The organism is Bradyrhizobium sp. ISRA430 (assembly GCF_029909975.1).
Lineage (GTDB): Bacteria > Pseudomonadota > Alphaproteobacteria > Rhizobiales > Xanthobacteraceae > Bradyrhizobium.
Genome location: NZ_CP094516.1, coordinates 1,270,264 through 1,295,157 on the forward strand (window position 1 = coordinate 1,270,264; position 24,894 = coordinate 1,295,157).

Genomic DNA, 24,894 nt, shown 5'->3' on the forward strand with positions numbered 1-24,894 from the left:
GGTACACATGAAGCCAAATCTACCCGGTCGATCTGAACAAGCGCATGGCAATTTCGTCCGTATGATTGCGGAGAGGATTTCACGGGCTGCGGTTGCCATCGGCCAATGATTCGCGTCGGACGAAACAGGTGAGGCTTTTCGGGTGCGATATGCCGTGCGAAAAGACCGGCGCAACCATCGTCGCGCCGGCTTTCGTGTTTTCGTTATCGCCTGAATGACGAGTTCAGCGGCCCGTCGACGGGTTCGGAGGCGGTGCGGGCTGCGACGGGTTCGGGCTTCCCGGCAGCAACGTGTTGCCCGATGGATTGATCGTCGTGTTCATCCCACCGGTCGCGCCGGTCGCTCCGCCCGTGCCGGTGCCTGTGGTGCTGGTGCCTGTGGTGCTGCCGGGCGAACCGGAGGACACGCCGCCGCTCGATGTGCCCACGCCGCCGGTTGAAGGCCCCGACGATGTGCCGCCTCCGGCGGAGCCGCCTGCGGTTTGCGCGAGAGCGGCTGTCGACGAGATTGCCAGGGCCAGGCTTAACGTGATCGCGGCCAGTTTCATGAAGTCACTCCTTCTGATCGCTTCGTGACTGGGAGTAAGCTCCAAGGCTTGCGATGGTTCTGAATACCTAGCGCACAAAGAGGTGAAGCGCGTTTGTGAATCGCGTCACAGCCTGCGCCGAGACGCCTCCGCTAAACAGCGCCACGACGCTCCGCGGAGCGCGACACAACAACATGGATGGCCGTTCACGTCATGACACCAGACGCCGAAACAGCAGCAGAGGCTGACGCAGCAGCCTCGCCACGGGGACCCGACCTGTTCGGTGTCGCCTGTCTCGCAACGATCGCCATCGTAATGACCGCCAGGATCGGCGGGCTGATCTGGCTTGCAGTGACGCTCCTGAACCGGCTCGCGTCCTAAGGTGCGGCGAGTCCAGGCCGAGGCAACATCATCGGCCACCAACGTCCGCAAAAACAAATGAGGCGGGCACCGGCCCGCCTCATTCGGATCAAACGTTCAGTCAGAGGGTCAGTAGCACGCCCGGGGATCGGCGAGCACATACTGGCCGTTGGGGTAGCGGTAGTAACAGTTGCCCTCGGCCAGATAGTAGCCAGGCCGCGAGGCGGCCGTCGCACCGGCGATCGCGCCGGTCGCGCCGCCAAGAACGGCGCCAGCGGCCGCGCCGGTTGCGTTGCCCGAGAGCAGGCCGCCGAGCACGCCGCCAACGATGGCACCGCCAAGGGCGCTCGCGCCGGGATCCGCCGGTGGCGGTGGAGGCGGCGGGGGTGCATAAGCGACCGGAGGCGGCGGCGGCGCATAGGCCACCGGCACGTCATCGACATACTCCTCGGAGATGTAGGCGGGCGGGCCATCCATGCGCTGCGGATAGTAATACCAGACGCCGCCGACATCCCACCACCAGCCCGAGCGGCCGTTGTGGACCTCATGGCGCCAGCGTCCGCCTTCCCAGGCGAGATTACCACGATACCTGTGTCCGCCCCAATCGCGGGCCGGCGCGGCGCCACGGGCCACGTACCATCCCGGCGGCGGACCACCCGCCCCGTGCTGAGGCGCGGGCCGGGCCGCCTGCTGCGGCGGCGGGCCTTTGCGGGTGTTCTGCGGAGCGTTCTGGGCCGGCGGTGCGCCGGCGCCCGGCCCCGGCTCCTGTGCCTGCACCGAAAACGCGAGCAGCGACATGGCCGAAACCAAGGGAACGATGATCTTCATGCGGCTGGACGCACTCATTGGTGCCTGACCCCCTACTTCTCGACGGCCCTGATCCCTGCGCGATAGACGATTCTCACGCGACAAGGGTGATGCCGGCCGACATAACTGACCTGCCTGAACGGCGAAGTCTCGTTACAAATGATTAGGATCACGGCAATTTTTCGTCCGGATCGGGCTGTTGGAACCGGCCTCAGCGGGCGGGTTCGATCACATTGCAATTGGTGCGGCCCGACATCAGGCAGTCCTGCATCTTGCTGGCGGCCGTGAGGTCGCGGGCAAGCCACAGGCCGACGCCGAGGATCACCGCAGCAATGATCAGGCCTGCGAGCGCCGCGCGGCGGCTGTCACCGGACTGGGGATTGGGCGGAGGGTTGGACCGGGCCTTGCCAGCTTGCGGCTTGGGTTTCTCGCCTGGTTCGGGCTTGGGCATGGCTACCTTGTCGCGCGGGTGGACGGCGCTTTATCACCTCTGCGACGTCGCGTCACATCTCGATCAGCCCCTGGTCGGCCTGACGGCATCCTTGCGCGAGGTTTCGACGGCCGGGGCCACCCGCGGTGCGCAGGTGGTGAGCACAAACGCAGTCTGGGTGCACTCCCAATTGCCACCCAGAACGGCACTTTCGATCGGTTGCGGACGGGTGAGCAGCAGCGCCGCTCCCGCGAGCGCGGCCGCGGCAAAGGTGATTGCGATCGCCTTCAGGCTCGGCCGGAAAGTCATGCCCGTGCTCCGTCTCGTTGCGGGACGGGACGCTAGGCGCCCGCCTCCGTGCTCCCATATGAGGGACATCACAATTCGGCAGTTTTTCCAGGCTACGAACGATCGGCTAGTCCAGCGATTTTTCGTCTACCTGATCGGCTGCGATTATGGGTGGCTTCGCGACGCGCGTGGTTGTACACGCATGTCCGTCGCCCGGCGCGCTTCGTGCGGCCGGCGTACCCACAGGCACTGATGTAGGATTGAAAGCGAGGAAGACAAGGCTCGTTAGATGAGTGGATTCAGAGAACCCGGCTTCGCAGACCGGCAAAAGGCGGCACAGGAAGCCCGCAAAAATCTTTTGAACAAATTCAAGTCTCAGCCGGGGCCCGACGATCCCGCGGTCGTGGCGCGACGCGCCGAGCGCGAGGCGATTGCCGCGAAGCGCGCTGAGGCAAAGGCGGCGCGCGAGGCGGAAAAGCTCGAGCAGAAGCGCCGTGAGGAAGAGGCCGCGGCCGCGGAAGCCGCACGGATTGCCCGCGAGGCCGAGGAGGCGGCAGCCAAGCTGGCCGCGCTCGAAGCCGAGCAGAAGGCCAAGCGCGACGCGCGCTATGCCGCCCGCAAAGCCAAGGGCAAGCGGAAGTAGATCATTCCGGGGCGATGCGAAGCATCGGACACCAATTCGTCATTGCGAATTGTGGAATCTCGAGACTCCGGGGTCGCGCTATCGCGCGCCCCGGAATGAAGATGAAGACTCGATCAATTCTTCTTCATCATGCCCTCGCCTTTCTTCATGCCGTCTTTCGACATCGTGTCCTTCTTCATCCCGTCGTCCTTGGACATGGTGTCCTTTTTCATCCCGTCCTTGGACATCGTCTCCTTCTTCATCGAGTCCTTCTTCATGTCATCCATGGCGAAGGCGGGCGCGAAGGCCAGGCTGAGCGAGAGAGCGGCGGCGCCGAGCGCGATCGGGGTGCGAATGGTCATGGTTCAACTTCCCTTCGAGATGGTGTTTGCCAGCGACGGATGCCGCTAATCCTGCTCGACGGATTGCGGACCGGGTTTGTTACGCGCACCGCACGTATTTTTCCGGATAACTCCGGTGGCCGGGATTTCATGCCTTCGACACAATTTCGCCGGGTGGCCCGTGCTAGTGCCGCGGACCGCCGAGGGCGAGTGTGCAGCGCACCAACGCTGCGACTTGCCGCCGCATTCGGTCTCGAACTATCAGACTAGAGAATATCGGGTGAAAGACCGGCTAGGATGGGCTGCCGGTCTCATGACCTACCCAATTCAAGCAAAGAACCGTCCAAGGGGATCGATCCATGTTCACGCGCCGCCACCTGCTCGCGACCGCCGTCGCGGCACCCGCCATTCTCCGCTTCGGCATAGGCACCGCGCATGCCGCGACCACGCTGAAGATCTCGCACCAGTTCCCGGGTGGCACGATCGATAAAGGCGATTTCCGTGACCGGCTCTGCCGCATGTTCGCGGCCGAAGTGGCCAAGCGCAGCAATGGCGACATTGCCGCCGAAATCTATCCGAACTCGTCGCTGATCAAGACCAACGCGCAGTTCTCCGCGATGCGCAAGGGCGCGCTCGACATCAGCCTCTATCCGATGCCGTATGCCGGCGGCGAACTGCCGGAGACCAATATCGGCCTGATGCCGGGTCTTGTGACCACCTACGACCAGGGCCTGCGCTGGAAGAAGGAGCCGGTCGGCAAGGCGCTCACCGACTTCCTCGCCGACAAGGGCATCATCCTGCTCACCTGGGTCTGGCAGGCCGGCGGCGTCGCCAGCCGCTCCAAGCCGATCGTTGCGCCCGAGGACGCCAAGGGAATGAAGGTCCGCGGCGGCTCGCGCGAGATGGACATGGTGCTCCAGACCGCCGGCGCCTCGGTGCTGTCGGTGCCCTCGAACGAGATCTACGCGGCGATGCAGACCGGCGCGTGCGACGCCGGCATCACCTCCTCGACCAGCCTGATCTCGTTCCGGCTCGAAGAGGTGGCGAAATCGCTGACGTCCGGCGCGGGCGCCTCCTACTGGTTCATGCTCGAGCCGCTGATGATGTCGAAAGCGATCTTCGACAAGCTGCCGAAGAACCATCAGGATATCCTGCTCGCCGTCGGCACCGAGCTCGAGGCCTTCGGTCGCAAGGGCGCGCAGGACGACGACGTCGAGGTCGCCAAGGTCTATGAGAAGGCCGGCGCCAAGGTCAGCGCGCTCGATGCCGCGACCGTCGGCAAGTGGCGCGACATCGCCCGCGATACCGCCTGGAAGGATTACGGCGCCAAGACCGCGACCGCGGCGAAACTGCTCAAGCTCGCCTCCGACGTCGCAGCATGATCCACGGTCCGCTACCGGATCGTGACGAACCGACGAGCGCTGCCGCCGGCAATAGCCCGGCGGCCGCGCTCGATCGCGCTCTCGCCATCCTCAACAACGTCATCGTCGTGTTCGCGGCAGTCGCGCTGGTCGCAGCCTGCGCGATCCTCAGCTACAGCGTCCTGAGCCGGGCCTTGTTCAAGGCCGCCAACTATTGGCAGGACGAGGCCGCAGTGTTCCTGCTGGTCGGCGCGACCTTCATGACGGCTGCCTATGTGCAGCAGAACCGGGGCCATATCGGCATCGAGGCCTTTGTCGGCCTGCTTTCGCCGCTGGCGAACAGGATCAGGCTCTGGCTCGTCGATGCAGCGACGTTCCTGTTCTGCGCCTTTTTCACCTGGAAATCCTGGACACTGGCGCACGAAGCCTATGTCGACGGCCAGGTCTCGAATTCTATGTGGTCGCCGCCGCTCGCCATTCCCTACGCGCTGATGGCGCTCGGCATGAGCCTGCTCTGCGTACAGATCATCGTGCAGCTTGCGCTGCCCTTCACCGGAGCCAGGCGGCCATGAGCGTTTTCGGTATCGGCGTTGCTTACGGCGTTGCGACGCTGCTGGTGATGTTCTCGGGCATGCCGATCGCGTTCGCGCTCGGCGCGGTCGCGGTCGTGTTCATGGGCATCTACATGCCCGCCGCCTCCCTCGATACGGTGACGCAGAACGTCTACGAGGAAATGGCCTCGATCACGCTTTTGTCGATCCCGCTCTTCATCCTGAAGGGCGCTGCGATCGGCAAGTCGCGCGCCGGCCAGGATCTCTACTCGGCGCTGCACGCCTGGCTGCATCGCGTGCCCGGCGGACTCGGCGTCGCCAACGTGTTCGCCTGCGCGCTGTTCGCGGCGATGGCGGGCTCCTCGCCCGCGACCTGCTCGGCGATCGGCTCGGCCGGCATCCCCGAGATGCGCAAGCGCGGCTATTCCGGCGGCTTTGCCGCCGGCATCATCGCCGCCGGCGGCACGCTCGGCATTCTGCTGCCGCCCTCGATCACGATGATCCTGTTCGCGGTGGCGGCGGAAAAGTCGTTGGGCCGCCTCTTCCTCGCCGGCATCGGACCGGGTTTGTTGCTGGTCAGCCTGTTCGGTGCCTATGCCGTGATCCGCTTCCGCAGGGAATATGCGGCGGCCGAAGCGATCTACAAGAACGGCGGGCCCGAGGCCGCGATCCTGACCCGCGACGAATATACGCTCGCCGAGCGCTTCAGCGTGTTGCCGCGCGTGATTCCCTTCGTGCTGCTGCTCACCGGCGTCATGATCGCGCTCTATGGCGGCTACGCCACGCCGTCGGAAACCGCCGGCCTCGGCGGTCTCTTGGCGCTGGCCCTGATTGCGGCCATTTACGGCGTATGGCGGCCGAGCGATCTCGGTCCCATCATGCGGTCGACGATCAGGGAATCGACGATGCTGATGATGATCATCGGCATGTCCCTGCTCTATTCCTACGTGATGAGCTATCTGCACATCTCGCAGTCAGCCGCCGAATCGATTGTCGCGATGCACCTGCCGCGCTGGGGCCTGCTGTTCGCCATTCTCGCCATGGTGATCGTGCTCGGCTTCTTCCTGCCGCCGGTCTCGATCATCCTGATGACGGCGCCGATCATCCTGCCGCCGTTGCGTGCTGCCAATTTCGACATCATCTGGTTCGGCGTGGTCATGACCATCGTGATGGAGATGGGGTTGATCCACCCGCCAGTCGGCCTCAACATCTTCGTCATCCGCAACGTCGCTCCCGACATCTCCCTGAGCGAGGTGATCTGGGGCACGCTGCCGTTCGTGCTGTTGATGATGGCGGCCGTGCTGCTGCTCTGCTTCGTGCCGGAGATATCGACCTGGCTGCCGGATCTGGTGATGGGGCCGGACGGGAGCAGGTGATGCTATTGTAGGGTGGGTTAGCGCAGCGTAACCCACCTCTTCTCGCGAATGTGTGAGAAAAGTGGTGGGTTACGCTGCGCTAACCCACCCTACTAAGTCGCGCGGCGCTTCTTTGCGTTCAGCGCATTGGCCACGCGGCTCGCCGCCGGCCGCCCGAGCAGCCGGCTGATCTCGTTGGTTGCCGCCAGCAGCTTCTCCATGTCGATGCCGGTGCTGATCCCCATGCCCTCGAGCATGTAGACGACGTCTTCGGTCGCGACATTGCCCGTCGCGCCCGGCGCGTAAGGACAGCCGCCGAGACCGCCGGCCGCGGAATCGATGACGCTGACGCCCTCCTCCATTCCTGCATAGAGATTGGCGAGCGCCTGGCCATAGGTGTCGTGGAAATGCATCGCGAGATTGGCGACGGGAATGTTGGCACTGACCGCACGCAGCATCTCCTTCGCCTTGGTCGGCGTGCCGACGCCGATGGTATCGCCGAGCGAAATCTCGTAGCAGCCGAGGTCCCACAGTGTCTTCGCGAGATCGGCAACCGCCTTCGGCTTGATCTCGCCGTCGAACGGGCAGCCCAGCACACAGGAGATATAGCCACGCACCTTGACGCCGTCGGCCTTGGCGTGCGCGAGAACAGGCTTGAACCGCTCGATGGATTCGGCAACCGAGCAGTTGATGTTGGCGCGTGAAAAACCTTCGGAGGCTGCCGCGAACACGGAGACCACTCTGGCGCCGGCGCCCCGCGCGGCCTCATAGCCTTTCTCGTTTGGCACCAGCACGTGGAATTCGGCTCCCTTCACGTGGCTCACGCCGCGCAGCACGGCATCGGAGCTTGCCATCTGCGGGATCGCCTTGGGCGAGACAAAGGCGCCGACCTCGACAGTATCCAGGCCGGCCGCGACCAGCGCCTCGACAAAGGCGATGCGGGCCTCGACGCTGATCGGCGTCTTCTCGTTCTGGAGGCCGTCGCGCGGCCCCATTTCAATGATGCGAACCTGATCGCTCATCATTCTTGCTCGCTCGACGGCTCGACCACGGCCAGCTCGACGCCTTCCTGCACGATGTCGCCGACCTTGCACTTGATCGCCTTCAAGACGCCGGCGAACGGCGCGCGCAGCGTCTGCTCCATCTTCATCACTTCCAGCGTCAGGATCGGCGCGCCCTTCTCGAGCTTGGCGCCCTCTTCAGCGAGCACGGCGACGACGGTGCCCGGCAACGGCGCCGCGATCTTGTCCTCGCCGACATGCTCCTCGCTCTCGCCGCCGAACGGATCAACCCAGTGCAGGTCGAAGCGGCCGTTGCGGGTGCGCAAATACACCTCGTGACCGTCGATCACGGCCGCGACCTGCGACTTGACGCCGTCGAGCGTGAGATCGAATCCGCCCTCGTTCGGCGTGATGGCAAAGGCGAGTTCGCGCTCGCCGATGACGAGCGTCGACGGACCGCTGCCATAGTTGAGCGCGATCTTCTGCTCGGGTCCATGCCCGACGCGGAAGGAAAAGCTGCGCTGGCGCCTGCCCACCGGCATCCAGCCAAAAGTGTGCCAGGGCGAACTCGCATCCGCCTGCGCGGCCTGGCGTTCATCGTTCACGATCGCGGCCACGGCGGCGCAGAGCTCGAACTCGCCGGGCGCGGTTGCGGCCGGCGTCAGGATCGCCAGCTCGCGCTCGATGAAGCCGGTGTCGATCGCGTTCGCCCGCACCTTCGGATGCGTCATCAGGGCGGACAGGAATGGGATGTTGGTGACGATGCCGCGGACGTCGCAGTCTTCGAGCCCGCGGTTCAGCCGCTCGATCGCGACATCCCGCGTCGGGGCCCACGCGATCATCTTGGCCAGCATCGCGTCGTAGTAAGGCGAGACGGCGTCGCCCTCGCGATAGCCGGCATCGATGCGCAAGCCGCCGGTTTCTGCCGGGAGCCGCCAGGTCGAGATCCTGCCGACCGACGGCATAAAATTCTTGGTCGGGTTTTCGGCGTAGACGCGCGCCTCGATGGCGTGGCCATTGAGCCGAATCTCGTCCTGCTTGAGCGGCAGTTCCTCCCCAAAGGCAACGCGCAATTGCCACTCGACGAGGTCGATCCCGGTGATCAACTCGGTCACGGGATGCTCGACCTGAAGGCGGGTGTTCATCTCGATGAAGAATACGTCCTTGCCGTCGGAGACGAACTCGATGGTGCCGGCCCCGACATAGTTCACCGCGCCCGCCGCCTTGCGTGCGGCGGCGCAGACGCTATCGCGCTGGGTGGCGTTGAGCGTCGGTGACGGCGCCTCCTCGATCACCTTCTGATGCCGGCGCTGCAGCGTGCATTCGCGCTCGAACAGCGACAGGAGATTGCCGTGGCTGTCGCCGATCACCTGCACCTCGATGTGCCGGGGATTGTCGACATATCTCTCGATCAGCATGGTGTCGTCGCCGAACGCGGCTTTCGCTTCGCGCTTGGCGCTGACGATCGCAGGACCCAGTTCAGCCGCCGAGCGCACGATGCGCATGCCGCGTCCGCCGCCGCCGGCCGAGGCCTTGACCAAAACGGGGAAGCCGATCCTCTCGGCCGCCTTCGCCAGCGTTGCATCGTCCTGGGCCTCGCCGTGATAGCCCGGCACCAGCGGCACGCCGGCCTTCTCCATCAGGGCCTTGGAGCCGGACTTGGAGCCCATCGCCGTCATCATTCCGGCGGTCGGGCCGACGAAGACCAATCCGGCATCCAGGCAGGCCCGCGCGAACTCGGCATTTTCCGACAGGAAGCCGTAGCCGGGGTGCACGGCCTCGGCGCCGGTCTTCCGCGCGGCTTCGATCAGGCGCTCGACGTTGAGATAGCTGTCGCGTGCTCGTGCGGGGCCCAGCAGCACGGCTTCGTCGGCGAGTGCGACATGCATCGCGTCGCGGTCGGCCTCGGAGTAGACGGCGACGGTGCGCAGGCCCATGGCGCGGGCAGTGCGGATGACGCGGCAGGCGATCTCGCCGCGATTGGCGATCAGGAGCGTGCGAAAGCGCCGGTAGAGGTTTGAGCGGTCCATCGTCACATCCTGAACAGGCCGAATTTCGTCGGTTCGATCGGCGCATTCGACGCCGCCGAGAGGCCGAGGCCGAGCACGAGCCGGGTGTCGGCAGGGTCGATCACGCCATCGTCCCACAGCCGCGCCGTCGCATAGTAAGGATGGCCCTGGCTCTCATATTGCGCGCGGATCGGGCTGCGGAATTTCTCTTCCTCCTCCTTCGACCAGCTATCGCCCTTGGCCTCGATGTTGTCGCGTCGGACCTGGCTGAGCACCATGGACGCCTGCTCGCCGCCCATCACGGAGATACGGGCATTCGGCCACATCCAAAGGAAGCGAGGGCCGTAGGCGCGGCCGCACATGCCGTAATTGCCGGCGCCGTAGGAGCCGCCGATCACGACGGTGAATTTCGGCACCGAGGCGGTCGCTACCGCCGTCACGAGTTTCGCGCCATCGCGCGCGATGCCACCCGCCTCGTACTTCTTGCCGACCATGAAGCCCGTGATGTTCTGCAGGAACACGAGGGGAATGCCGCGCTGGCAGCACAGTTCGATGAAATGCGCGCCCTTGAGCGAGCTCTCGCTGAACAGGATGCCGTTGTTGGCGATGATGCCGACCGGAAAACCCCAGATGTGGGCGAAGCCGCAGACCAGCGTCGTGCCGTAGAGCTTCTTGAACTCGTCGAACTCGGAGCCGTCGACGACACGGGCGATGATGTCGCGCACGTCAAAGGGCTTGCGGCCGTCGACGGGTACGACGCCGTAAATCTCTTCCGCCGCAAACAGCGGATCGCGCGGCGGGTGCATGTTGAGGTTCGGCCGCGCCGACGGCTTCAGCGTTCCGACGATACGCCGGGCAATGCCGATCGCATGGGCATCGTTCTGCGCGTAATGGTCGGTGACGCCGGACTGGCGCGAATGCACGTCGGCGCCGCCGAGCTCCTCCGCGCTCACCACCTCGCCGGTGGCAGCCTTCACCAGCGGCGGGCCGCCGAGGAAGATCGTCCCCTGGTTGCGCACGATGATGCTCTCGTCCGACATCGCCGGCACGTAGGCGCCGCCGGCGGTGCAGGAGCCCATCACAATCGCGATCTGCGGGATGCCTTGCGACGACATCTGGGCCTGGTTGTAGAAGATGCGGCCGAAGTGCCGTTCGTCCGGAAAGATCTCGTCCTGGAGCGGCAGGAAGGCGCCGCCGGAATCCACCATGTAGACGCAAGGCAGATTGTTCTGCCGCGCGATGTCCTGCGCGCGCAGATGTTTCTTCACCGTCATCGGGTAGTAGGTGCCGCCCTTGATGGTGGCATCGTTGGCGACGATCACGCATTCGCGGCCCGAGATACGCCCCACGCCAGTCACGATGCTCGCCGAATGCACGTCGCCGCCATAGAGGCCGTAGGCGGCGAGCGGCGACAGCTCCAGGAACGAGGTGCCGGGATCGACCAAAAGGTCGACGCGCTGGCGCGCCAGCATCTTGCCGCGCGCAGTGTGGCGGTTGCGCGAAGCCTCGCCGCCGCCGCCGGCTACCTGGCCCAGCTTTTCGCGCAAGTCGGCGACGAGCGCGCGCATGGCATCGGCGTTGCGAGCGAAATCTGAGGACGATGGATCGATGCTGGAATGGAGCGGCATGTGGTCCCGGGGCTGCTGAATGTGGTGAGACGCCGCGACAGGTTGGACCCGTTTCGCGGCAATTCCAATCGCGTGGAGGCTACGTCGTCTCCGCCATCAGCTCGCGGCCGATCAGCATGCGACGAACCTCCGAGGTGCCGGCGCCGATCTCGTAGAGCTTGGCATCGCGCCAAAGACGTCCCGTGGGAAACTCGCTGGTGTAACCGACGCCGCCGAGCGCCTGGATCGCCTCGCCCGCCATCCACGTGGCCTTCTCCGCGGAATAGAGGATCGCGGCGGCGGCGTCCTTGCGTAAGCTGCGCGCATGGTTGGCACGGTCGCAGGCGCGCCCCACGGCGTAGACATAGGCGCGCGTGGCCTGCCAGGTCGAATACATGTCGGCGAGCTTGCCCTGCATGAGCTGGAAATCGCCGATCGGCTGGCCGAACTGCTTGCGCTCGTGCATGTAAGGCACGACCACGTCCATGCAGGCCGCCATGATGCCGAGCGGGCCGCCGGACAGCACCGCGCGTTCGTAGTCGAGGCCCGACATCAGGACCTTGACGCCCTCGCCCACGCCCCCGAGCACGTTTTCTTCCGGCACTTCGCACTCGTCGAAGAACAGCGGATAGGTGTTGGAGCCGCGCATGCCGAGCTTGTCGAGATGCTGGCCGTGGGTGAAGCCCTTGAAGCCCTTCTCGATCAGAAACGCGGTCATCCCGCGCGGCCCGGCCTCAGGATCGGTCTTGGCGTAGACGACGAGCACGTCGGCATCGCCGCCATTGGTGATCCACATCTTCGAGCCGTTGAGCACGTAACGGTCGCCGCGCTTGTCGGCGCGCAGCTTCATGGAGACGACGTCGGAGCCAGCGCCGGGCTCGGACATCGCAAGCGCGCCGACATAGTCGCCGGAGATCAGCTTCGGCAGATAGCGCTGCCGCTGCACCTCGTTGCCATTGCGGCGGATCTGATTGACGCAGAGGTTGGAATGGGCGCCGTAGGACAGCCCCACCGCGGCCGAGCCGCGTGAAACCTCCTCCATGGCGACGATATGGGCGAGATAGCCCATGTTGGAGCCGCCATACTGCTCGGGCGCCGTCATGCCGAGCAGGCCGAGGTCGCCGAGGCGCTTCCAGAGGTCCGCCGGGAACAGATTTGCCTTCTCTATCTCGGCGGCGCGCGGCGCGACCTCCGCCTCCACGAAAGCGCGCACGGTATCGCGCAGCATGGTGATCTCTTCGCCCAGATCGAAATCGATGCTCGGGATATTCAAGGCGATTCCTCCGTTCTTATCAGGCCCGAACCTACCCCCGCGCGGGCGCCACAGCGGTCTAAAAGGTTGCATTTTCCGCCAAGTTTGGCGAGGATTTTTCCATGACCTTTCAAGCCGCGACCGCGACGCCCCGCCGCGCCATGACGCCAGCCGCCTTCGTCCGCGGCGTGGTCGCCGCCTACGATCGCTACGGACGCGACCCGGCCGAGGCCCTCGGCAAGGGCCAGGTAACGGCAGACCTTGTCAAATCGACGGATGGAAGGGTGACAGCCGCCCAGTTCGAGGCGCTGGCGGGCCACGCCATGCGCGAGCTGGACGACGAAGCACTCGGCTGGTTCTCGCGCCGCCTGCCCTGGGGCACCTATGGCATGCTGTGCCGCGCCTCGATCACCGCGCCTAATCTCGAAGTCGCGCTCAAGCGCTGGTGCCGGCATCACCGCCTCCTGACCGAGGACGTGCTATTCGAGCTCGCGATCGCCGATGAAACCGCAGTCATTGCCGTTCGCGAGCTGCGCGACCTCGGCGCCTGCCGCGAGTTCTGCCTCGTCACCCTGCTGCGCTACGTGCTCGGCTTTTCCTGCTGGGCCGTCGATTCGGCGATCGCGCTCCGCGAAGCGGAATTTCCTTATCCCGAGCCGCCCCACGTCTCGGTCTATCCGACGATCTTCTGCAAGAACGTCCGCTTCCGCGAGGACTGCGCCGGCATCGTCTTCGACAAGCACTATCTCTCGCTGCCGCTCACCCGCAGCGCCACCGACCTCGACACCATGCTGAAGGGCGCGCTGCGCCTGACCGTGCTGCCCTATCGGCGCGACCGACTGCTGGTGGAGCGTGTCCGCCGCGTGCTGCGTGGCGCGCGCGGCCGCGTCCTGGGCGCCGAAGACGTCGCGAGCGAACTTGCGCTCTCCACCCGCACCATGCATCGCCGCCTGCGCGAGGAAGCGACCTCGCTGCGCGACTTGAAGGAGGAAGCCAAGCTCGAGCTCGCCAAGCAGGAGCTGATGCGTGGCCGCGTGCCGATCAAGCGGATCGCCGAGCTCGCCGGCTTCCGCAACGAAAAGAGCTTTTCCCGCGCCTTTCGCACCTGGACCGGCGCTTCACCGCGCGAGTTTCGCGGCAGATATCGTTAGGTCGCGCGCATGCGAAGGCCGAACAGCGTTCGCTTTCAACCGTTGCAGGCGTCATACTTTTGCGGCCTCCGAGAACAAGCTCGGAGACCGCTATGGCTGGAAACTGATCTCAATCCGATACGATTGCGTTAGTTCGAGTTGGTTTGTGCGCCCGGCCGAAGCTTGGTGCGCGACTGCGACTGCTTCGGCTGAAAGGCGAGAGAGTCGTTCGTGCTCTTCGCGCCGCTCTGTGAACACGATCCGCCGATGCCGGCGGCTGCAGACCGGCAGGCCTCCATCGTCGGATAGCCGCAGCCGTGAGCGGCTTGGGCGCCGTTGGTGATGCAGTAATCGTCTGCACGAGCGGCCGGTGCCGTCATCACGAGAAACGCGGACGCAAACAGCGTCGCAGCAGAGGCGACGAACGTCTTCGAGGTCGAGGTCATCTGTCTTTTCCTGATTCAGGGTCCCACAAAAGCGTCCTCGGCGTGCGGCGCGCGCCGAGCTTCACACCGCGCATGTGGGGAGCGGGCCAGGGCCGACAATCACGGATCACCGCATTGCAGTAATTCCCAAATCACATGTCACAGTTAGGTGATCTACTAAGCTTTTCGGTCAAGCCATTGGAATGTTGGAATGAAATTGCCAACTACCTCGCCGGTAAAGCTGCTAGCCTGTCGAGGTGACTTCCGCGATCTCCTGCACGGGCAATGGCACGTCCTTCGCCACTCCCAGCACCGGAAAGCTGCGGACGTTCTTCACGTTCGGCATCGCCGCGAAATGCAGGAGCTGCTGGCGCATGCTCTCGACGCTCGGCGCCACGCATTTCAGCAGATAGTCAGTATCGCCGGAAATCCGCCAGCACTGCTGGACGCGCGGGATCGCGGCGATCGAGCTTTCGAAGGCCTCCAGCACCGGCTGGGCCTGGCTGCCGAGCTGTATGGCGACGAACGACACCACCTCAAAGCCCAGCAGCCGCTCATCGATGACGGCGCGGACCGCCCGGATGACACCGCGGCTGAACAGGGCCTTCAGCCGCCGCAGGCAATTGGGCGCGGAGACGCCGACGCGAAGCGCGAGCTCGTTGTTGCGCACGCGGCCGTCCTGCTGCAGCTCGGATAAGATCTTCAGATCGACGCCGTCGAGCTGGTGACGCCCCGCCATACCCACCTCGTCAGGATTCCGTCATGCCTCGGATCAACGAAGCACGGCGCGGAATCGCTGCCAAGGGCTCGACGAGGGGATTCGGGCGGCGGGACCGCCGGTGTGGATCCGGCTCAGCGGGTCCGGCTCAGTGCGTCCAAGGCTCGCCGCGGCGGAAGGAGAAATTGTCGGCATAGGCAGCCGGCCGGCGCTGGGGCTCCTTGGGCTCGATCACCTGGTAGGCGATGCCCTTGCGCTCGCAATAGGCGACCGCCTCCTCTTTGGTGAGGAAGCGCAGCGTGATCTGCTGCTTCATGTCCGCCGACGATGTCCAGCCCATCAGCGGCTCGACCGCCCGCGGCAGCTCCGGCTCGTAGTCGAGCTGCCATTCCCGGGTCATGGACTTGCCCGATTGCATCGCGTTTTTGGCGGGCTTAAAAATGCGTGCGGTCATTGGTCGGCCGGGCCCCTTGCGACTTTGGTCGATTTTGATGCGTCACGGTAGCAGTTGGTGGAAACCGCGGGGATAGTATAGAGACACCATTCGGGAACTGATTGGTGATTCCGCCCCTGGGTAACCTGGCCGAGGGTATAGTCATTATGCTGCGCCGTGACAATTGCGTACCCGCCTCCGTCCGGATCCCGCCCGGCGGCACTGTTCCGCCGATGCCTGCGTGTCCGTCCTCTTCGAAAGCTCCCCTCGCATGGCCTTCCTGAACATCAGTGCAACGCTCCCGGAAAAGGGACGCGACCTGCGGCTCGACCTGTTTCGCGGGGTCGCGAACTGGGCGATCTTCCTCGACCACATCCCCGACAACGTGGTGAACTGGATCACGACGCGCAATTACGGCTTCAGCGACGCCGCCGACCTGTTCGTCTTCATCTCCGGATACACCGCCTCCTTCGTCTATGCGCGGATGATGCTGGAACGCGGCTTCATCGTCGGCGCCACCCGTCTGACCAAGCGGGTCTGGCAGCTCTATGTCGCCCACATCATTCTGTTCGTGATCTACATCGCCTCGATCAGCTACCTGGCGCTGCGCTTTGGCGATTCAGAGATGATCAACGAGTTCAACGTGGCAGGCCTCGTCGACAACGCCACCGAGACCTTGCGGCAGGGCCTGTTCCTGCGCTTCAAGCCGCTCAATCTCGACGTGCTGCCGCTCTACATCGTGCTGATGGGCCTGTTTCCCCCGGTGCTCTGGTTCATGCTGCGCAAGCCCGACCTGACGATGGCGGCGTCCATCGCGCTGTGGCTGGCTGCGCGTCATTTCGGCTGGAATCTGAACGCCTATCCGGCCGGCCAGTGGTACTTCAACCCCTATTGCTGGCAGGTGCTGTTCGTGTTCGGCGCCTGGTGCGCGATGGGCGGCGCGCGGCGCTCGATGACCTTGATCAATTCGCAGATCACGCTCTGGCTCTGCCTCGCCTACCTCCTGTTCGCGCTGATCATGACCATGGCCGGCCGCTTCCCGAGCTTGGGCGCCATGTTGCCGGAATGGCTGTTCTCGGCGTTCAACCCGAACGACAAGACCAATCTCGCGCCCTATCGCTTCATCCATTTCGCCGTGATCGTGATCCTGGTGATCCGCTTCGTGCCGAAGGATTGGCCGGGCCTGGAATGGAAGGTGTTCGATCCCTTGATCGTGTGCGGCCAGCAGTCGCTTGCCGTGTTCTGCGTCGGCGTATTCCTGTCATTCGTCGGCCACTTCGAGCTGTCGATGAGCTCGGGCTCGGTGTTCGCGCAGATCTTCGTCAGCATCGCCGGCATCGCGATCATGACGACCGTCGCCTACTACATTTCCTGGTCTAAACGGCAGGACAAGCCGCTGAAGCCGCCCTCACCCAAGCCGACGCCGGCAAAGGCCGGCTGAGCCGGCGCAAGCACGGCGTCCGGCCGAACCAGCCCGGACGCGCCGGTTCGATCACGTGCGAGCACCCGAACGGGGTTGGCGTTCAGGCCGCTTCGTCGTTGTACTCGGTGAACTTCTTGTAGATCCAGTCGCGACCGTCATGCCGGCGCCAGACCTTGCCGAACACAAGCTGTCCGTTGATCGAGCGCCGCGGCACGATCACCGTCCAGAGGTGCCAGATCTCGGTCCAGCCGGATCGGGGACGGAGATTTCCGGGGTTTGAATCGAAAGCCATGTCGAACCGAAAAGCCTTGGCGGACAACTCGCACGAAACGAACCGCCGCGACGAATGCGATCTCGAGTGAAGCGGGTTGGCGCCCATCGTCGCGAGCCGTGACCGATGTGATAGCGCTTGCGAAAGTCGCCGCAACAACGGCCCGTCCTTAACCTAACCGGTCAACCTTACTCATCCCGAATAGCCAGGTTTCGGCCGTTGAAACGCCGGCGTCTCCCTCCTAAAATACCAGCCTGATTTGAGACGAGACGCGCCGTTTTGAGAGCGCGTGACATTTGACCGAGAATTGCTGAAGCAACGTATTGCCCGGATTGATCACCATGAATTTGCAGTGTGCATGTTTGCATCTGGCGATCGTACAGCCGCCGCCCGCCCCGGTCGTCGAACGGGGTGCCGATCAACTGCCGAAAGCCGCCAACGACAATCGTCGGGCCTGGCCGTTGATCCCGTTTCCTACTGGTTGGTACGCCTCGAGCTGACCCGCGCTGCGCTGAACAGCGCGACGCCGCACAAGCGGAGTATCCTCGCTCGGCGGCGTCCGTTAGGCATTGGGCGCTGAAATCCCCAACACCAATATGTCGCCGGCGACGTTCAAAGGTTCGACGATGCTGCGCGAATTCTGTACCGCCAAGTCTGCACCAATACCTTGAAAAACCGCGTAGAAGTCGCGCTGTGCGGAGAACAAACGCCAAGGTTTAAGCATGCATGCGAGCGTGCATTTCGGCGCCTGCGATCGAGCGCTGGTTAGGCGTGTCGACGACGTTGCCGAGGAAGACGTTGTGGCGGTCGACTGCGACGTCGCAGCCGCCGTGCTGAACGAATCAATCGCGCTGATCGACATCGCCGAAGCGATAGTTCAGGCGCACCCCAAATATCCGAGAGGAACAGATTACGTGCGATCAAACGGCCCGCGCCAGCGCCCTGGGCGCCACGCGCTGACCTTCCGGATCGCTGTTTGCCGGATCATTGCTTGAAATTGCTGGTCGGGGCAGCTGGATTCGAACCAACGACCTGCAGTACCCAAAACTGCCGCGCTACCAGGCTGCGCTATACCCCGCATATCCAGCGAGCCCCGTCGATACACGCTTCCCGGGGCGCCAGCAAGGCTGGCATTGGCCCCGCCAAACGGCTCTATTTGCTGCCGAACAGCGGGTGGGCGACGCGGTCGCCGGGTCGGATGCCGTACTTCTGTGCCGTGCCCGCCGGCACCTCCAGAACACCCCTCGCAAGCCCTTGAGACGAGATGATTTTCGTCGAGAGCGGCTCGGTATTTTCTGCAATCCGCAGGATGCGGCCGTCGGCGCGGATGAAAATCATGTCGAGCGAGATGTAGGTGTTCTTCATCCACATCGACACTTCCTGCTCGGGGTTGAAGTCGAACAGCATGCCTTTGCCGTCGGCGAGCTCCTTGCGGTACATCAGGCCGGTCTGCTTTTCCTCCTCGGTGGTCGCCATCTCCACCGAGAACACCTGGACGCCGTTCCTAGTGACGATCTCGAGCGGCTGGAAGCTGGCGGCGCGGACGGGCGCGTTCGCGATCGCAAAACCGGTGACAAGAAGAACGGCGGCAAGCCAGCCCCGGGCACGGGACCAGACAGCCTTTCGATCAAAACTCATGGGACGGCACTCATAGCCTGGCGGCGTGGGAACTGGCTCATCCTTACGCGGCGATCATGACAAAAGCCAGATCGCGCGGTCCGCTCCGGCCGCGCGCCTCTGCTCACGATTGCGGGACTTGGCGGCCCACGCCAGTGGGAAATCCAGTCGTCTAGTGGGAAGACAATCCTGGCGACCCCGTCTCCGGATGGATCTCCGCCGCCATCATGCCCTTGGAGCCCGGCCCATAGCGGACCAGGACATACTGGCCGGGCCGCAATTCGGTCATACCGAAGCGGCGCAGCGTCTCCATGTGCACGAAGATATCGGGGGTTCCCTCCCCACAGGTCAGGAAGCCGAAACCGCGTAGCCGGTTGAACCACTTGACCTGGGCGCGCTCCAGTCCGCTGGTCGGCGTGACCGTCACGTGGGTGCGTGGCGGCAGCATCTGCGCCGGATGGATCGCGGTCGACTCGTCCATCGAGACCACCCGGAACGCCTGATAGCCCTTGACGCGCTGGATGCACTCGACGACGACGCGTGCGCCTTCGTAAGCCGTCTGGAAACCGTCGCGCCTCAGCACCGTCACATGCAGCAGCACGTCCGGCCAACCGTTGTCCGGAACGATGAAGCCGTAGCCCTTTGAAGCGTCGAACCACTTGATGACGCCGGTGACCTCGACGAGGTTGGCACCGGCTTCGCCAAGTCCGGTGAAGGGATTGAGCGCTGCATCCCGGCCGCCACCACCGAGCTCGCCTGGCGCAAGCCGGCCCGACGATGCGCCTCCCGGCGCAGGAACTCCGACCTTCTTGGACTCAAATCCGTCCGACGACCCCATAACCCCGGACCCCACACTGCCATGCCACCCGCCTCAGCGGCGGTGTCGAATCACGCGTCTATCGAGAACCTTCCCAGCAAGACGCGACGCGAATCTTTCGAATCGAAGATAACACTCCCGGTTGAGAGGCATAGACAAAAAAGAGATTCGCCGGGACCTATGAACAGCTTGCACACGCGCGAATCAAAATGTCGGCTCAATTGCCGACAAACGGCCCGAGCGATTCGCCGATGTCGTGGTGGATCACGAGGTCGGCGATATCGTCCTGATCAGTCGGCTCACGATTGATGATCACTAAACGCGCGCCGCAATTCTTCGCCATCATCGGAAAGCCCGCGGCCGGCCACACCACAAGCGAGGAACCGATCGCGATGAAAAGGTCGCAGGCTTGCGACAGCTCGGTTGCACGCTGCATTGCATCCTCCGGCATCGCCTGGCCGAACGAGACAGTCGCGGTCTTCACCGGCTCGTCGCATACGGTGCAGTCGGGCGCGGCGCCATCCGCCTCGAAGCGGCGCTTCACCCAGTCGAGCTGATAGATCTGCCCGCATCCAATACAACACGCGTAAGTCGTGTTGCCATGAAGTTCAATCACATGGTCGGTGGCGAAGCCCGAGACCTGGTGCAGATTGTCGATGTTCTGGGTGATAACAGAGGGAACCTTGCCGGCACGGTAGAGCGAGGCGAGTGCCCTGTGGCCGCGTCCGGGCTTCGCCGCGGCAAAGGTCGCCTCCATGGCGAAGCGGCGGCGCCAGGATTCGTCGCGGGCGTCCTGGCTGGCGACGAATTCATCGAACGGGATCGGGCGGTTGCGGGTCCACAAGCCGCCAGGCGAGCGGAAGTCGGGGATCCCGCATTCGGTCGAAATGCCCGCACCGGTGAACGGGACGATGGTCTTGGCCGCGGCGATCATCTCGCCGAGCTGTTCAACGCCGCTGCGAAGATCCGATGCGATCATGGAGAAGCCATCCGTATTCTCGGCATCGCTCTATAGCACGCCGGACCGGGTGCTGCCGCGGTCCAACGGAATGCGTGCGCTGCTTTCTGCGCCGCCTTGCCGTGGGCGAGCTGCTCGAGATCGGCCTCGGGCTCTGCCTGCCGTGCCGCTACCTTTTCCACGAGTCTTTGTTCGCGCGCTCGCGCAGCTCGCTTTTCGATGCTCGGTGAGTCCACATCGATCTTCGCGATCGCAGTCCCCCGATTTATTTTTTTGGCGAGCTGCAAGGCGTGCAAGCGACAAGGCTGTTGACGCTCCTATCTATCGTGAAGCGAACAGCGGTCGACAAATTTCTCCGCCCTTTGCTTATCACAATCCTGCAATGCCTCCTCCCCATTGACGCCAAAATCGGGAGCGCAGATGCATATGTAAATGCGACTCAGCGTGATGCGGCGGCACTGCTTGAGTTCAGTAGTGAACAGAGGGGATGGTCATGACCGAAGACGAAGAACGCAAAGCACGCGAGCGCGATGAAATTGCCGCACGTGTCGCGGCCTTCCGTGCCACGCAGGAAAAATTCAAACGCGAGCGCGAGGAATATTTCGTGTCCACACTGGAGAATGCCCGCAAGGTGGAACGTCCCTCGCTCTGGCCATAAAACGCTACGCTGAAACCATCGTACGTGAAAAAGCCCGGAGCGCTGCTCCGGGCTTTTCGCTTACCAGTGATGGCGATAGTAGTGGTGTCGGTAGTAGACCGGTCCGCCGTAATAGGCGTACGGGCCCGGTTCGTAGTAGTAGCCAGGGCCGCCATAATAGCCGTAGGCGGGGCCGTAGCCGTAATACGGATGAGACGCCGCGATGGCGCCCGCCGTGATGGCGCCGGCGGCCAGACCGAATGCCAGGCCCGGTCCAATGTGACGCGCCTGCGCAGGTGCCGGCGCCGTAACCGCGGCCACGCCCACCGCTGCAACGGTGGCCAAAACTGCGAGTGTCTTCTTCATGATGCATCTCCTCCTTCGCACCTCGCGAGGTAACGCGGACGACCTTCCGATGGTTGCGCAAAGCGGGAACCGCGGCCCGTGCAAAGAATGCCGGAACGAAGGGAACAGCATCGTGCCTCGTGCGTTAGTGCCATGAGTGCGAGCCTCCGCTATCCGGTGGAGGCGAGAGCACGAAGACCCCGTCAGCATCCGCAGTGGTGTTGGCGGGGTTTTTGGTTTCACGGAGGGAGATGGCAGCAGAGGCGGCCTGCTGCCAACGGGGCGGATGATGGAGGAGGAAACATGCCGATATCCGCTCTGCTGGCACGCATCCGCAAATTGATTCCGAACACGAAGGACCAACACTACGACGAGATTGTCCGCAACTTCGGTGTCGGTGCCCTGCGGCCGCCGCCAACTCCGATGAGCGACCGCGAGCTCGCGCGCGCCATCGCCGAGTTCCTGAAGGACTCACCCTCCTCGGAGACGGTGGCAAACCTCCGCCGCCGGCTTGACCCCACGTCGGGAGTCTGAATGTTGCCTGTGTGGCCGTTCCGGAACAAGGAGCTCGGTCATGGCGTTGGAACTGTGCTCCACGTAAAATGAGGCGCAGCATGCCGGCGTGGCTCGAAATCCTGCTGAACCTGGCCGGCTACGCCGGGTTCGTGGTGCTCGCCACGCGCGGCGTGTCGTGCCAGCGCTCGTCCGGCGACGATCACATCTACAGCGATAAGCGCTAGTTCGTGTGTAGAGCTTGGCCCGCCGTGCGCACCAGCCGGTCGGCCTTGACGAGGACATGGGTGTCCTCCACTTGCGGGCGCAGCGAGAAGCTGATCACCACGAAGGCGAGGCAGAACAGCGAGCCGACGACGGCGACGCGCCGATAGGTATGCCTGTCACCCTGGTAAAAGGACGGTTCTGAAAATAATGGCGTCATGTCAAAGGTGTCTTGGCGAAGCTGTTTCTTGCTTGTCTTTGCCGATACACCTATCCCAACCCTCCGCAACTGCAACGCGATTGGGGTTTTAACCTAACCGAATAGCGTTATCGCGGTCGGTGCAAGCTTTCGTTAGGACTTGGCGCGATCGCGCAGATCAGATGTCGGCAAGCCGCTTGAGCGTCGCACGGAAGCTCAGGCTGCGACGGCCCTCGACCAGCACGGTGCCGAACACCTCGGCTCCGTCGTCGCTGAATGTGCCCGAAAAGCCACTCGTCGCCTCCTCGCCGCCGAACAGCGGCCGGATGAAGGGATCGGAAAACGGCGAATGCTGGTTGGTGACGAGCTCACCCTTCCAGGTGCCGTTGCCGACCGTATACGATCCACGCGACCAGAAATACGGCCCGCCGCCGAGCAGCACGCCATCGCGCAAGACCAATATCCCGCTGTCGCGCCCCTTCACGCCGTCGAGCATATGGATGTGGATCGAGTAGAGCCCGTTCTTCATGGATGCGCCCGCCGCTGAGAGCGACGATATCGCCGGACGGGGCGAACGTCGAGACGGTGACGCACGAAGTTTCTGGCAGCTCTGCGGACCGTTTTGTTCCAGCTTCGACGCCATTTCGTTCTCAAGGAACGAATCGGAATCGAAGAAATCGGCGCGGATGAGTTCCTAACAATTGGTTCGCGCGCATGTGAATGAGATCCCCGATGCGTCGATGCTGGTGTTTGCTCCGTCATTGCGAGCGCAGCGAAGCAATCCAGGAATCTTTCCGCGGCGACAATCTGGATTGCGTCGCTGCGCTCGCAATGACGAGATTCGGGTACGACGTTCCACGATTTCACTGTCATCGCCCGCCTTGTGCGCAATTGCGCACTGGGGCGGGTGATCCAGTATTCCAGAGGCGGAGCGAGTATACGGAGAAGCCGCGGCGTACTGGATGCCCCGGTCAAGCCGGGGCATGACAGCGATGTATGGGAAGGCGAAATGCCAACAACACCGAAAGACGCCCCTACCCGCCTCGGCCTCATTCGCGCGACGATGCCGACGTGTCATGACAAAGCACTCTGCACCGATATCGGCAGTCACAGCTTGTTCTGCATCCGACTCCATTTCGTTCTCAAAGAACGAATCGGAATCGAAGAAATCAGCGCGGATGAACTCTTAACAATTGGTTGGAGCGCGCGTGAATGAGATGCCCGATGCGTCGATGCTGGTGTTGCTCCGTCATTGCGAGCGCAGCGAAGCAATCCAGGAATCTTTCCGCGGCGACAATCTGGATTGCGTCGCTGCGCTCGCAATGACGAGATTCGGGTACGGCGTTCCACGATTTCACTGTCATCGCCCGCCTTGTGCGCAATTGCGCACTGGGGCGGGCGATCCAGTATTCCAGAGGCGGAGCGAGGATACGGAGAAGCCGCGGCGTACTGGATGCCCCGGTCAAGCCGGGGCATGACAGAAGCGATTCCTAACGATCAATAAAGGCGCACCGGCGCAACCTCTTTTGCCGCAGGAATTTCGAAACGACCGCGAGGACATTAGCGATCTCCCGACCGGGTCGGCATCAATAGACGAGTTGCTTTTTGGATTTTCAACCTTAAGTTGGAGATACGCTGGCGGCCAGGCGCTGAAATCCCATTGCCGTCAGCAAGAGAGCCCCGTGCGAAGGCGCGAGGTTCTTCTTTTGGGCTGCCTAAACAGTCAAAGCCCTCGCCCCACCTTCAAACGGCGTCCTTGACCACCTTCAGCGGTGACGCCTTGACCGACTTGCTCGCGGGCTTGGCCGCAAACTGCATCGGCTCCTTCGTGAAGGGATTCACGCCCATCCGGGCTTCGGTCGCGGGCTTGTTCACCACCGACATCTTCACAAAGCCGGGAATGACGAACTCGCCGGACTCGTTGAGCTCCTTGTACCCGACGGTCGCCATGTACTCGATGACCGATTTCACATCGTTCTTCGAAAGCTGCGTGCCTTCTGCAATTGCGTCGATCAATTGAGTCTTCGTCATCTTCGCCATGTCTGAATTCCTTTTGTGCGAGCGAGCAAATCCGGGACGCGGCTGAACCACGCAATGCGCTGCCATTCATGCCAACGGTCATGAAGTCACCGGGCTTAGAACCCATCGAGGGCCAAAACACAAGGCGCGCCCAGGGCGGATTCCACGCCTTTATCCCCAGCCGGCAGTATCCGTCAGGTCGAGGCATCCGCACGACCGAAGGGTGTGCCGGCTCAACATCGCTCCCGTCTAACGAGTCACCTCATAGTGAAACTTGTGTCTCAGCCTGCGTTGTTGAGACTTCAGTAACCCAACGCCTCCAAGCTCCCATCAGTATCGTTGCGTTGGAGTAGCCCACAGTGCTGGATTTTGACGAGCTGCGTGAACTCGCGGCTGACGTTCGCATTTTTGTCGATCTCGCCGAAGACAAGGCTGAAGCGCTAAGAGCCGTCATCGCCGCTTATGACGTGGTGTTGGCGATCTTCCCTTGCAAAGAGGGTATGGGCCTTCATGTCATCAAAGGCAGAGAAATCCTGAACATGATTGCAAAATCACGGACCCATGCGATCTACAGCCACACGGCCATCGCGGTTCCCGACCTGGAGCATGCAGAAGTGCTCAAGCACCTGACGGCCCCCGTCGAGCGACGGATTGCAGCGTAGTTGCAGGCGGCGG

General features: G+C 63.4%; 32 protein-coding genes and 1 tRNA gene. 13 read left to right on the plus strand and 20 right to left on the minus strand.

Annotated features, from left to right (window positions below; all coding sequences use genetic code 11):
• Positions 1–293: 293 nt before the first annotated feature.
• Together MTX21_RS06500 and MTX21_RS06505 are read left to right on the plus strand one after the other, a co-directional pair.
• Positions 294–575 carry a hypothetical protein gene (locus MTX21_RS06500; protein WP_280963999.1) on the plus strand — a complete coding sequence of 94 codons (282 nt, stop codon included), beginning with the start codon at positions 294–296 and terminating at the stop codon, positions 573–575.
• A gap of 164 nt (positions 576–739) precedes the next feature.
• Positions 740–907: a hypothetical protein gene (locus MTX21_RS06505; protein WP_280964000.1), complete on the plus strand. Its 168-nt coding sequence runs from the start codon at positions 740–742 to the stop codon at positions 905–907.
• Positions 908–1,015: 108 nt separating this feature from the next.
• Here MTX21_RS06505 and MTX21_RS06510 read toward each other — a convergent pair whose 3' ends face one another.
• The 3 genes from MTX21_RS06510 to MTX21_RS06520 form a co-directional block, all read right to left on the minus strand.
• A complete protein-coding gene (locus tag MTX21_RS06510; RefSeq protein WP_280964001.1) occupies positions 1,016–1,732 on the minus strand; it encodes a hypothetical protein in 717 nt (238 codons plus the stop codon).
• 172 nt (positions 1,733–1,904) lie between these two features.
• A complete protein-coding gene (locus MTX21_RS06515) occupies positions 1,905–2,144 on the minus strand; it encodes a hypothetical protein (protein WP_280964002.1) in 240 nt (79 codons plus the stop codon).
• A gap of 63 nt (positions 2,145–2,207) precedes the next feature.
• Positions 2,208–2,432 (minus strand): hypothetical protein, encoded by a 225-nt coding sequence (locus MTX21_RS06520; protein WP_280964003.1) that lies wholly within the window; start codon positions 2,430–2,432, stop codon positions 2,208–2,210.
• A 268-nt stretch (positions 2,433–2,700) separates the two neighbouring features.
• Between MTX21_RS06520 and MTX21_RS06525 the strand changes: the two genes are divergently transcribed.
• Positions 2,701–3,054 carry a DUF6481 family protein gene (locus MTX21_RS06525; protein ID WP_280964004.1) on the plus strand — a complete coding sequence of 118 codons (354 nt, stop codon included), beginning with the start codon at positions 2,701–2,703 and terminating at the stop codon, positions 3,052–3,054.
• 113 nt (positions 3,055–3,167) lie between these two features.
• Here the strand turns inward: MTX21_RS06525 and MTX21_RS06530 are convergent, their stop codons facing one another.
• Positions 3,168–3,395: a pentapeptide MXKDX repeat protein gene (locus MTX21_RS06530; RefSeq protein ID WP_280964005.1), complete on the minus strand. Its 228-nt coding sequence runs from the start codon at positions 3,393–3,395 to the stop codon at positions 3,168–3,170.
• 338 nt (positions 3,396–3,733) lie between these two features.
• On the opposite strand from MTX21_RS06530, the gene dctP reads away from it, so the two are divergent.
• The 3 genes from dctP to MTX21_RS06545 are packed head-to-tail and all read left to right on the plus strand — an operon-like array spanning position 3,734 to position 6,662.
• Complete coding sequence (dctP, locus tag MTX21_RS06535) at positions 3,734–4,756, plus strand: TRAP transporter substrate-binding protein DctP (RefSeq protein WP_280964006.1); 1,023 nt, start codon at positions 3,734–3,736, stop codon at positions 4,754–4,756.
• Positions 4,753–5,307 (plus strand): TRAP transporter small permease, encoded by a 555-nt coding sequence (locus MTX21_RS06540; RefSeq protein ID WP_280964007.1) that lies wholly within the window; start codon positions 4,753–4,755, stop codon positions 5,305–5,307. Before dctP ends, MTX21_RS06540 begins: the two co-directional genes overlap by 4 nt.
• On the plus strand, positions 5,304–6,662 hold the full coding sequence (locus tag MTX21_RS06545; protein WP_280964008.1) for a TRAP transporter large permease: 1,359 nt from the start codon (positions 5,304–5,306) through the stop codon (positions 6,660–6,662). The genes MTX21_RS06540 and MTX21_RS06545 overlap by 4 nt, the downstream gene beginning before the upstream one ends.
• Positions 6,663–6,754: 92 nt before the next feature.
• On the opposite strand, the gene MTX21_RS06550 is transcribed toward MTX21_RS06545, so the two are convergent.
• The 4 genes from MTX21_RS06550 to MTX21_RS06565 form a co-directional block, all read right to left on the minus strand.
• A complete protein-coding gene (locus tag MTX21_RS06550; protein ID WP_280964009.1) occupies positions 6,755–7,663 on the minus strand; it encodes a hydroxymethylglutaryl-CoA lyase in 909 nt (302 codons plus the stop codon).
• Positions 7,663–9,672 carry an acetyl/propionyl/methylcrotonyl-CoA carboxylase subunit alpha gene (locus MTX21_RS06555; RefSeq protein ID WP_280964010.1) on the minus strand — a complete coding sequence of 670 codons (2,010 nt, stop codon included), beginning with the start codon at positions 9,670–9,672 and terminating at the stop codon, positions 7,663–7,665. The genes MTX21_RS06550 and MTX21_RS06555 overlap by 1 nt, the downstream gene beginning before the upstream one ends.
• A gap of 2 nt (positions 9,673–9,674) precedes the next feature.
• Complete coding sequence (locus MTX21_RS06560; RefSeq protein ID WP_280964011.1) at positions 9,675–11,279, minus strand: carboxyl transferase domain-containing protein; 1,605 nt, start codon at positions 11,277–11,279, stop codon at positions 9,675–9,677.
• A 79-nt stretch (positions 11,280–11,358) separates the two neighbouring features.
• The gene (locus MTX21_RS06565; protein ID WP_341510378.1) at positions 11,359–12,531 is read right to left on the minus strand and encodes an isovaleryl-CoA dehydrogenase; all 1,173 of its coding nucleotides are present in this window, start codon (positions 12,529–12,531) and stop codon (positions 11,359–11,361) included.
• A 101-nt stretch (positions 12,532–12,632) separates the two neighbouring features.
• Between MTX21_RS06565 and MTX21_RS06570 the strand changes: the two genes are divergently transcribed.
• Positions 12,633–13,661, plus strand: a complete 1,029-nt coding sequence (locus tag MTX21_RS06570) for an AraC family transcriptional regulator (protein ID WP_280964012.1) — start codon at positions 12,633–12,635, stop codon at positions 13,659–13,661.
• 128 nt (positions 13,662–13,789) lie between these two features.
• On the opposite strand, the gene MTX21_RS06575 is transcribed toward MTX21_RS06570, so the two are convergent.
• The 3 genes from MTX21_RS06575 to MTX21_RS06585 form a co-directional block, all read right to left on the minus strand.
• Positions 13,790–14,086 carry a DUF3551 domain-containing protein gene (locus MTX21_RS06575; RefSeq protein ID WP_280964013.1) on the minus strand — a complete coding sequence of 99 codons (297 nt, stop codon included), beginning with the start codon at positions 14,084–14,086 and terminating at the stop codon, positions 13,790–13,792.
• Positions 14,087–14,309: 223 nt separating this feature from the next.
• Positions 14,310–14,804: an Lrp/AsnC family transcriptional regulator gene (locus MTX21_RS06580; protein ID WP_280964014.1), complete on the minus strand. Its 495-nt coding sequence runs from the start codon at positions 14,802–14,804 to the stop codon at positions 14,310–14,312.
• Between the two features lie 127 nt (positions 14,805–14,931).
• Positions 14,932–15,237: an ETC complex I subunit gene (locus MTX21_RS06585; protein WP_280964015.1), complete on the minus strand. Its 306-nt coding sequence runs from the start codon at positions 15,235–15,237 to the stop codon at positions 14,932–14,934.
• A gap of 250 nt (positions 15,238–15,487) precedes the next feature.
• On the opposite strand from MTX21_RS06585, the gene MTX21_RS06590 reads away from it, so the two are divergent.
• A complete protein-coding gene (locus MTX21_RS06590; RefSeq protein ID WP_280964016.1) occupies positions 15,488–16,657 on the plus strand; it encodes an OpgC domain-containing protein in 1,170 nt (389 codons plus the stop codon).
• A gap of 82 nt (positions 16,658–16,739) precedes the next feature.
• On the opposite strand, the gene MTX21_RS06595 is transcribed toward MTX21_RS06590, so the two are convergent.
• Positions 16,740–16,931, minus strand: a complete 192-nt coding sequence (locus MTX21_RS06595) for a hypothetical protein (RefSeq protein ID WP_280964017.1) — start codon at positions 16,929–16,931, stop codon at positions 16,740–16,742.
• 701 nt (positions 16,932–17,632) lie between these two features.
• On the opposite strand from MTX21_RS06595, the gene MTX21_RS06600 reads away from it, so the two are divergent.
• Entirely contained in the window at positions 17,633–17,905 is a 273-nt protein-coding gene (locus tag MTX21_RS06600) for a hypothetical protein (protein WP_280964018.1), read from the plus strand.
• A 6-nt stretch (positions 17,906–17,911) separates the two neighbouring features.
• Here MTX21_RS06600 and MTX21_RS06605 read toward each other — a convergent pair.
• The 4 genes from MTX21_RS06605 to MTX21_RS06620 form a co-directional block, all read right to left on the minus strand.
• Positions 17,912–17,988: transfer RNA gene (locus tag MTX21_RS06605), tRNA-Pro, on the minus strand.
• A gap of 74 nt (positions 17,989–18,062) precedes the next feature.
• Positions 18,063–18,548 carry a DUF192 domain-containing protein gene (locus MTX21_RS06610; protein ID WP_280964019.1) on the minus strand — a complete coding sequence of 162 codons (486 nt, stop codon included), beginning with the start codon at positions 18,546–18,548 and terminating at the stop codon, positions 18,063–18,065.
• A gap of 151 nt (positions 18,549–18,699) precedes the next feature.
• Complete coding sequence (locus MTX21_RS06615) at positions 18,700–19,365, minus strand: cold-shock protein (protein WP_280964020.1); 666 nt, start codon at positions 19,363–19,365, stop codon at positions 18,700–18,702.
• Between the two features lie 196 nt (positions 19,366–19,561).
• On the minus strand, positions 19,562–20,323 hold the full coding sequence (locus tag MTX21_RS06620) for a Sir2 family NAD-dependent protein deacetylase (RefSeq protein ID WP_280964021.1): 762 nt from the start codon (positions 20,321–20,323) through the stop codon (positions 19,562–19,564).
• Between the two features lie 472 nt (positions 20,324–20,795).
• Between MTX21_RS06620 and MTX21_RS06625 the strand changes: the two genes are divergently transcribed.
• Positions 20,796–20,960 carry a hypothetical protein gene (locus tag MTX21_RS06625; protein ID WP_162832225.1) on the plus strand — a complete coding sequence of 55 codons (165 nt, stop codon included), beginning with the start codon at positions 20,796–20,798 and terminating at the stop codon, positions 20,958–20,960.
• Positions 20,961–21,020: 60 nt separating this feature from the next.
• Here MTX21_RS06625 and MTX21_RS06630 read toward each other — a convergent pair whose 3' ends face one another.
• Positions 21,021–21,305, minus strand: a complete 285-nt coding sequence (locus tag MTX21_RS06630; protein WP_280964022.1) for a hypothetical protein — start codon at positions 21,303–21,305, stop codon at positions 21,021–21,023.
• A 282-nt stretch (positions 21,306–21,587) separates the two neighbouring features.
• On the opposite strand from MTX21_RS06630, the gene MTX21_RS06635 reads away from it, so the two are divergent.
• Positions 21,588–21,818 (plus strand): hypothetical protein, encoded by a 231-nt coding sequence (locus MTX21_RS06635; protein WP_280964023.1) that lies wholly within the window; start codon positions 21,588–21,590, stop codon positions 21,816–21,818.
• Between the two features lie 80 nt (positions 21,819–21,898).
• Positions 21,899–22,024 (plus strand): hypothetical protein, encoded by a 126-nt coding sequence (locus MTX21_RS06640; RefSeq protein WP_280964024.1) that lies wholly within the window; start codon positions 21,899–21,901, stop codon positions 22,022–22,024.
• Here MTX21_RS06640 and MTX21_RS06645 read toward each other — a convergent pair.
• The 3 genes from MTX21_RS06645 to MTX21_RS06655 all read right to left on the minus strand — a co-directional run bounded on the left by MTX21_RS06645 (position 22,021) and on the right by MTX21_RS06655 (position 24,240).
• Positions 22,021–22,221, minus strand: coding sequence for a hypothetical protein (locus tag MTX21_RS06645; RefSeq protein WP_280964025.1), 201 nt, complete (start codon positions 22,219–22,221; stop codon positions 22,021–22,023). The genes MTX21_RS06640 and MTX21_RS06645 overlap by 4 nt on opposite strands.
• Positions 22,222–22,378: 157 nt before the next feature.
• Entirely contained in the window at positions 22,379–22,729 is a 351-nt protein-coding gene (locus MTX21_RS06650; RefSeq protein WP_280964026.1) for a GrlR family regulatory protein, read from the minus strand.
• Between the two features lie 1,214 nt (positions 22,730–23,943).
• On the minus strand, positions 23,944–24,240 hold the full coding sequence (locus MTX21_RS06655; protein WP_280964027.1) for an HU family DNA-binding protein: 297 nt from the start codon (positions 24,238–24,240) through the stop codon (positions 23,944–23,946).
• Positions 24,241–24,578: 338 nt separating this feature from the next.
• On the opposite strand from MTX21_RS06655, the gene MTX21_RS06660 reads away from it, so the two are divergent.
• A complete protein-coding gene (locus MTX21_RS06660; RefSeq protein WP_280964028.1) occupies positions 24,579–24,881 on the plus strand; it encodes a hypothetical protein in 303 nt (100 codons plus the stop codon).
• The last annotated feature ends 13 nt before the right edge of the window (positions 24,882–24,894 follow it).